Source organism: Microbacterium pullorum, from assembly GCF_014836535.1.
In the GTDB taxonomy this organism is placed as follows: Bacteria; Actinomycetota; Actinomycetes; order Actinomycetales; family Microbacteriaceae; genus Microbacterium; species Microbacterium pullorum.
Map to the genome: position 1 here is coordinate 1 of NZ_JACSQP010000015.1, position 7,873 is coordinate 7,873.

Below are 7,873 nucleotides of genomic sequence, written 5' to 3' on the forward strand. Positions count from 1 at the left end.
GAAATCACCCTCCAAGAGTGTCGGAGGGGTCAAGATTCAAACGTCGCCTCGGGGTCAGTATTCACGCGTCGTCGACAATGCGTTGAGGCGGACGTAGTAATCCCTGGCCAGACGGATCCGCTGCCGCCACCCCAACTGCAACGGGATCGGCGGCAACGGCAGCATCCGCGACCGGTCATGCTCGATCAGATCGATAGGCCGCGCCTTGATGGTCCGCACCACCCGGCTGTTCGCCTCTCCACCCAATCGGCGAGCTGGGCATTGAAATCCGCGGGAGACGTGAACGTCCTGCCGGGCATGAACGAAGTCTCCATCCAGCCGTTGCGGCGCTCGACGATCCCCTTCGATTCCGGGTCGTAGGGCCGCAACTGCACGACCTTCGTCGCCAGCGTCCCCGCGAACGATGCGACGCCCTGCGCCAGCCGGCCCTTCTGCCCGATCCCTGGCTCGTTGTCCCAGATCAGCCGCCGCGGCACCGCCCGAAGACGCTGGATCAGTTCCCACGACCCCAGCAGCAGGTCCTCGGTCTTGCGGGTCGGGATCATCCTCGCCGTGAGGAACCTCGAATGGCCGCGACGATCACCAGCACCGGCAACAACACCGTCGTGCCATCCTCGAGCGGGATCTTCCGCGGCGGGAACCACAGATCACACTGCGCCGCATCACCCGCCGCCCACGTCAACCGGTCCGCGGGATCGACCGGACGATGCTCCGGCCGCAGCCGCCTGACGTTCTCCCGGAACCAGGTAATCGACCCCGACCACTCCACCCGCTCCGCGATCACCGTCGCCGGCATCGACGGATGCTCAGCCAACAGTGCTCGGACTCGCGCTTCGAACGGTGAGAACGATGTCGGCTGCACCGACCGCTCATACTTCGGCGGCCGGTCAGACGCCAACGCTCTATGGACCGTCGACCGCCCAATACCCAGCTGCCTCGCGACCTGCCGCTGCGGAACCCCGTCCGCGACCAGCCGCCGAATCAACGCCCAATCTTCCACTGAGATCACCCACCCAATCTGCTCTGGGTGGCCTCGTTTTCGCCCGTCGCTTATGCGTCAGATTGAACCGTCGCCGACACGAGCGACAGGCTGTTCTCGGCATCCATACCCAGGAGGTGCGCACACCGCCGCCCGGCTATCCGGGGGCAACCACCGCGATGCAGGAACGATCGACGCGAATCTACGCGCGAGACGCGCAGCGAGGTCAATTCGGTAGGTTTTCGGTGACGTGGTCACATCTTCACCAACTAAGAAGTCCCGGGAACCCTTAGGTTCCCGGGACTTACCGGTGGGCTGTTGGCAGAACTACTCCTGGTGCGGATCGCGGCGGGGGGACCTTGCTGCGTTTCCTGTAACTAGTCCTCGTTTTTCCTGTACGCACCTACCGGTCGAGCACGCGGTGAAGGACGGACGACGCCCCTGAGGACTTGACTGGGCTACGTCACGAGGAGCTCTGTAGCCAGGTGGCGAGGAGGTCCGCATGCCGGAGCACGTACCGCTCCCGCCGCCGTGGCCGGTGCCTGTTCAGGCGAGCCCGTCAATGACGAGCATGACGCGCACACCCGGGCTGACATCCACCCACTCTTGGGCGGTCGCGATTGCTTCTTCCTGGGAGGTTCCGTTATACCCGTTCGTCAGGTACCTGCCAGCCGACCACCGCGGCTGGTCATAACCGTCGACGTAGTTCATCGCGTGCAGGACCAGGGTGATCTTCCGGCCGGTGAGAAGCTCTTGCTGCTCGTGGGCGGCGTAGAACAACGCGTAGGCGGCATCCGTGCTGGGCGCATCCGACGTACGGAACAGCGGCCACTGGATCGAGGCGACGACGGCATCGTGCACAGCCCGATAGGCGTTCGCCGGGAGGGGTTCGAGGCCCTTGAGGAGCACCCACTCCCCCGACGGCATCGGGTAGCCGCGGTGGTCGCTCTGCTTGCCCCAGGATGCGTTCAGTTCCGCTGCGACCTCGGCGGGGATGACATCTCCGGAGACGAGACCTTCCAGCGGGTCGGGGGCCTCAGTCGGGGTCGCGACGACCTCCGGGGCGGAGGCCGTCGACGCGGGTCCGGCTTCCGCGGGCTCCGGGGCGCAGGCGGTGGTCACGACGAGGGTCAGGGCGACAAGCGCGGCGACAGCGGTTCGTTTGAAAGGTCGGGTGCTCACACCCTGATCTTGGCGGATGCTGAGGTGGGTCAACGTCACTCCTGGTCGGTGGGCTCGTTCCGCGTGTCGCGGACCAGCCGTCCGCTTCAACAGCTAGGTCAGAGCGGGCGCAAAGCTGGCCGACGGCACACCACTGGGTGGACAACCCCGCGTAACGTCGTCACCTCGGCGCGCCGCCGCGGAGCGAACAGCTGAAGCGACGGCCATGCGGCGTGGACGGCTTCGGCGCCGGCGGCCTGAACGTCGAACCGCTAGCGGCCGCGACCCACTATCGGCTTCCCCTGGTCGGCTTCAACGACGGGCTCGCTGCCTGTCAGCGCGTACTCGGTCCCATCTGCCCGGCGCTCGACAAGGTGATAGTCGACGAGGTAGCGACGCAGTACCGCGGTGTCGTCGGAGTAGGGTAACAACCGGCTGTCAGGACGGTCCGCACGCTCAGTGAATCGACCTGACTTTCGTTCCTATCGGCAGCTTTGTCCGACAGGGGCCAGCTGGGCTGATTCGAGGTCAGCGTACGCCTGCTCGACCTCGGCGGGGGTGCGCATGTCGAGCTCGCCGTGGAGCCGCTCGTTGTTCCACCACCACACCCACTCGAGGGTCGCAAGTTCGACCTGCTCGGCGACGTGCCAGGGGCCTCGCTGCCGGATCAGCTCTCTCTTGTAGAGGTTGTTCACCGCCTCGGCCATCGCGTTATCGAACGAGTCGCCCACGGTTCCGGTCGAGGGGACGGCGCCGAGTTCGACAATCCGGTCGGTGTAGACCATCGCGGTGTAGTTCGACCTGTGGTCCGCGTGATGGATCAGCCCGTCAAGCCGCCCGCCCGCGCCCCAGGCTGCCATGTCGAGCGCCTGCATCGGCAGGATCTCGGAACGCAGCGTCGTGGCGACGTTCCACCCGACGATGCGACGGGAGTACACGTCGGTGACGAATGCGACATAGGCGAACCACGTCGCGACATAGGTCACGTCGCAGACCCAGAGCCGTCGCGGCGCGGCGCGGGCGCGGAGAATCGGCGATTGACGAGATCGCTCGGTAGCGCCGCGGTCTTGTCGGATCGGTTGGTGAACATCCGCTTCGACTTCCTCACCCCGCGCACGCCGGCAAGCCGCATGAGCCGTTCGGTCTGGTCACGGCCGATCTCCCAGCCTTGTCGGCGCATCAGCGCGTGCATCTTCCGACGCCCGTAGACGCCGTAGTTCTCCGCGTGCAGCCGCGCGACCTCGGGCACCAGCAGTTCGTCCTTCAGCTGCCGGGCAGACGGGGCACGCCCGACCGCGGCGCGGTAGCCGCGGGAGGTGAGGAATCCCTGCACTGCCGGTCGCAGGACCCGGCAGATGAGCTCGACCCCGAAACGATCCCGGTGCTCGTCGATGAACCGGATCATCTCGGTCAGGGGCGGTCGAGCTCCTTCGCGAAAAACACGCTCGCAGCTTTCAGGATCTCATTCGCCTTCCGCAACTCCGAGACCTCCTTCTCAAGCTCCTTGATGCGCGTCGCCCCCTCGGTCGTGAGCCCGAGCTTGGCGCCGGCGTCGACCTCATACCGGCGCTGCCACAGCCGCAGCGTCTCCGCGCTCATCCCCAGCAGGCCGGCGACGTGACGGACCGCGCTCATCATGTTCGGGTGCTCCGGCCGCGCCTCCGCGAGCATCCGCAACCCACGCTCACGCATCTCCGGCGAGTACTTCCTGTTCATCGTGTTCCATCCTTGTTTGAAGAACGGAACGAAAGTCAGGCCGATTCAGACAACCTCGGGTGCGGCCGGCAGCGGCGTGAACCCGCGCTCGTGGCACCAACGTTCGAAGCCTCGCCATGCTGAGCCATAGCTGTCGAGCGTCGAGGGTGCGTGATGCGCCTCAAGCGCGGTGTCGATCCGTGCGACGTCCTCCGTGGAGAACCCCACAGGAAGAGATCGTGATGCGCCGTGTTCCGGTGTCAGCCATGCAGTCATCCCATAAGGCTGACCGTGACCGTCAGAATGGTGGGAAAGTGGTGGCCCACTCCCCGTGGCGCCGACCTATGGGCGGAACGCGCACGTCCCCCGCAGCTAACAAGGGCTAGTGATGCGATAGGCACGCCACATCGGCACTTCGCTACAAGACCGGCCGCGCCACGACCCTCGTCGCTGGCCACGCAGACGCGGCGGCCGGCGAAGCGAAAGCACCCGCCGCCCGCGCCCACTTATGACTAGGTCGCCTCCGAGCTCAAGTCGTTCCGCACGCCCCACAGCGCAAGTTGAGTGCGGTCCGCCGTGCCGCTCTTCTTCAGTGCTGACTGAAGTTGGGATCGCACGGTGTGCACGGAAAGATGGAGGTGCAGCGCTATGTCTTCGTTGCTCGTGATACCGCTGGACAGTGTGGCGACGACCCGTCGTTCGGCCACGGTCAACATCGCGGAAGCGTCGCGGGCAACCCGGGGCTTCCCGCGCCGAACGAACTCCCTCAGCATCGAGGCTGTGACCCGTGCGGATACGACGGCATCACCCCGCGACGCAGCGTAAATGGCATCGACGACCTGCGCGGAATCGTGACTCTTGAGTAGGTATCCGACCGCCCCCGCATCCAGGGCATCAGCCACATACCCATCCCTCGCGAAACTCGTCATGATTATTACTGACACCTGATTCTCGGAGGCGTGTCCAACAAGCGCGCGGGTCGCATCGATACCGCTCAATCCGGTCATCTGAAGATCCATGAGGACGACGTCGGCTCGCTCGCTCCGAGCGACGGTGACCGCGTCGATGCCATTCGAGACTTCACCGATCACGGTGATGTCGGGCACAGCATCGAGCTGGAGTCGCAGACCGCGCCGCACTGCACGGTTGTCATCGGCGATGAGTACCCGAATACGAGATGCCCTCGACCGCATTGAATTCTCCATCAGTTCGAGTCTGGCGTGATCGGAATTGTTACCAGTAGCTCCCACCTGCCAGAGTCAGTTTCTCCCGCCGAGAGGGTCCCATGCACTAGCTCGACCCGCTCACGTATCCCGCCTATTCCCCACCCGAGCCCCATGCCGCGCAAGGGCCTCGCGCGGACATCGAGGCTTGTGTTCACGACGTGTAGCTTGAGCTGGTCGTCGCCGGCGCTGATAGACACGGCGACGGCTGACCCTGGCGCGTGTTTAGCGGCATTGGTGAGCGCTTCCTGGAGCGAGCGGAACGCAATGCTTGAAACGACCGCGGGCACCTCGTGGATGTTGCCCTCGAACGAGACCTCGACCGCCATGCCGATGCGCCGCCAGTACCCGGCGAGTTCCGGAACCCGAGATAGATTCGCCGTTATCGTCGTGGCTTCCGTCCCTGTGGCGCGAAGATCGGAGAGCACGCCTGAGATGCTCGCGGCGGCGAACTGACCCTCCCTGCGGACCTCTCTGATGAGCTTGAGCGCCTGACCAGGCCGGTCGCGCGCAATCGCGAGCGCCGCGTCCGAGAGCGTGATTAACCCAGCGAGATGCTGGCCAGCGACGTCATGGAGGTCTTGAGCAATGCGTGTCCGCTCAGCGCGTTGCGCATCACCTATGCGACGAGCATGTTCCTCCTTCACCCGTGCCGCTTCTTCGCGGGCCAGCGTAATCCGCTTGATTTGCACTCCCCACCAGATTCCCAGCGCTGCTGCGCCGGCCGCGGGGGCGGAGAACCGGGCCGTTTCTCCGAGAACGTAGCCGAATGCGACGTGGTAGCTCGTGCCCGTGGTAACCAGCCAAATGAGCAGCGCCCCCATGCTGAAAGCGATAACCGCTAGCGCCCACAGTGCGGACCTCAGAGGCGTGGATCGGGTGGAAAGCAAAAAGAGGGCGAGGGCAATCACAAGGTACATGCCGGTAAGCCAGGAGGGGACTGCCAGCCCAATGGCGAGCGTCAGATATGTGAGGGTCGTCAGCGCGACGGTCCAGCCCGGCCAACGGTCGGCCAGCAGGAGACTGGCTGCTTGCCCAGCGCATCCCGCGATGAGGAGAGCCACCACGACCGGCTCAGCGAAAGCCAACTCCCAATGCACATTGCCATCGAGGGCCGCGGTGACTGGGGTGGACAAGACCTGAATTGTCGTCGTCGCGAAGACCGTCAGGGCGAAGACGAGAGCGGCGCGCGGGGACGACAGTATTCTTCGCGCCGCGGTATCAGCGTGCGTGCGTGTAGCCCATGGGCGACGAGTTTTTAGCATTTGACCTCACAGAACCTGGGTCGATATCAGCCGTCCTAGACTAGGGCCCGGCGACCAGAGGGCTTGGTCGTGCACATAAGCGGGCCAAAGCCGCGCATGCCGGACCGAGCACTGTGGCTGTGGGGGCAGGCGGCAGAACGCTGTCGAACGGGACATGTATTCCTGCAGGCGGGCACCAGAGGGGCGTCGCTAGCTTCAGCGGCGCCCCTCTGACTCAACAGATCGCGGAAATGCTGCTCATACACGCGGAGGCGCTGATGCTGCTCGCGAATTGCGCGCCGCGTTCCGCATCCTGGCAACGCTCAAGCGTCTGGAGGGCAAGTAGGAAACCCATTATTCTCACCTCCCCAAGAAACTCGACCGGAGGTTGGCTGACTCGCCTAGCGGAAGCGGCTCCAAGAACGGCAACGCCGTCGTCAGCGGCGTCGATCCGCGGGCGAAGCTCGCGCACTGCGTCAGGACAGCGAGGACACCTGCAGAGCCCGTCGCGAGATCACACGAAGCGCGCAGCAAACCGTTGCCGGCGAATCGGACGCCGTCTTCGCCATCGATGGCATGCAGGCTCAGGGCGGCCACATGTTGGTCGAGCGCGCGCCGCGCGAGCGGCGGCGCAAATCCCAAGCGGGCGGTGGTTGACAAGAAATAAACAAGGCCGGCGCGGCCATGCATCAACCCCGCCTGGACGGTAAATGGCGCGCTTGCCGCCAACAGAATCCCCTCGAGTGCCCGTTGGCACCGCGTAGCCCCGGGGACGTATGTCAGGAACTGTGCGAGCACGACTCCGATTCCGGCGGATCCATAGCCGAGGTACGGCAATAGTCGCCACCCCTCGTTTACGTGCAGAGACCCGTCGCGCCCAGCCGTTAGCGAGGCGAGGTCGTAGTCGAGTGCTTGCTCCGCCAGGGCGAGGTATGAGGGCTCGCGGTAATAGTCGAAGAGCCGCAGAGCCAGGAGTGCGCATCCGCTCGCGCCGGCGAACAGCCCACCGCGGTCGGTGGGGACTCGACTGGGCGGTCGCTGCGCGTCGAGGCGATCGCTCAATTCTGAGCACATCGCTCTGGCCGTCTCCGCCAATTCGGGGCGACCCGGCGCGCCCGCGAGCAGAGTCAGGGCCACACCGGGAAGGCCGGCATATAAGCTCGAGTCGAGGTGGCGCCAGTCTCTGTCTAGCACGGCGGAAAGGACGAGTTCCGCCATGTCGGACAGTCCGGAACGGCGGCATCCCCATACGGCTCCCGCGAGGCCATTCATTAAGCCAAGCGGGCCATTCAGGAGATCCCGGCGAAGAGAGCGCTCGATCCAGTGAGACTGTTCCTTAGTCAGCTGAGAACCGGCCAAGGATAAAGCGCTGGTGATGCCAAGGGCGCCATGCCCGAGCGCGTATGGCGCTTGGGAGTACTGCGCCGGGTCTCCGGGCCAGAGTCTGTCGGACCGATCCTCGTCAGAGTCACTCAACAGGGCCCGAGCGATGTCGGGTCTGCCGCACAGGTAGGTGACATCTGAGTTGGGTTGCCCGGGAGGGTGCCCTGGAAGGATGTCATTGTGCCCAA

8 protein-coding genes and 1 pseudogene are annotated in these 7,873 nt (G+C 65.0%); all 9 read right to left on the bottom strand.

The window, feature by feature from the left end; all coding sequences use genetic code 11:
- Positions 1-185: 185 nt before the first annotated feature.
- Positions 186-545 carry a hypothetical protein gene (locus H9651_RS14830; protein ID WP_225216846.1) on the bottom strand — a complete coding sequence of 120 codons (360 nt, stop codon included), beginning with the start codon at positions 543-545 and terminating at the stop codon, positions 186-188.
- Positions 542-1,009 carry a helix-turn-helix domain-containing protein gene (locus tag H9651_RS14835; protein WP_318244894.1) on the bottom strand — a complete coding sequence of 156 codons (468 nt, stop codon included), beginning with the start codon at positions 1,007-1,009 and terminating at the stop codon, positions 542-544. Before H9651_RS14835 ends, H9651_RS14830 begins: the two co-directional genes overlap by 4 nt.
- Before the next feature lie 516 nt (positions 1,010-1,525).
- Positions 1,526-2,161 carry a hypothetical protein gene (locus tag H9651_RS14470; protein WP_191720035.1) on the bottom strand — a complete coding sequence of 212 codons (636 nt, stop codon included), beginning with the start codon at positions 2,159-2,161 and terminating at the stop codon, positions 1,526-1,528.
- A gap of 251 nt (positions 2,162-2,412) precedes the next feature.
- The gene (locus tag H9651_RS15100) at positions 2,413-2,571 is read right to left on the bottom strand and encodes a DUF2087 domain-containing protein (protein ID WP_191720036.1); all 159 of its coding nucleotides are present in this window, start codon (positions 2,569-2,571) and stop codon (positions 2,413-2,415) included.
- A 51-nt stretch (positions 2,572-2,622) separates the two neighbouring features.
- Positions 2,623-3,856, bottom strand: a pseudogene (locus tag H9651_RS14480) (IS3 family transposase).
- A gap of 45 nt (positions 3,857-3,901) precedes the next feature.
- Positions 3,902-4,111: a hypothetical protein gene (locus H9651_RS14485; protein WP_191720037.1), complete on the bottom strand. Its 210-nt coding sequence runs from the start codon at positions 4,109-4,111 to the stop codon at positions 3,902-3,904.
- A 236-nt stretch (positions 4,112-4,347) separates the two neighbouring features.
- The gene (locus H9651_RS14490) at positions 4,348-5,040 is read right to left on the bottom strand and encodes a response regulator transcription factor (protein ID WP_225216847.1); all 693 of its coding nucleotides are present in this window, start codon (positions 5,038-5,040) and stop codon (positions 4,348-4,350) included.
- The gene (locus tag H9651_RS14495) at positions 5,040-6,122 is read right to left on the bottom strand and encodes a sensor histidine kinase (protein WP_191720038.1); all 1,083 of its coding nucleotides are present in this window, start codon (positions 6,120-6,122) and stop codon (positions 5,040-5,042) included. Before H9651_RS14495 ends, H9651_RS14490 begins: the two co-directional genes overlap by 1 nt.
- A 540-nt stretch (positions 6,123-6,662) precedes the next feature.
- Positions 6,663-7,520: a lanthionine synthetase C family protein gene (locus H9651_RS14500; protein ID WP_191720039.1), complete on the bottom strand. Its 858-nt coding sequence runs from the start codon at positions 7,518-7,520 to the stop codon at positions 6,663-6,665.
- Positions 7,521-7,873 lie beyond the last annotated feature (353 nt).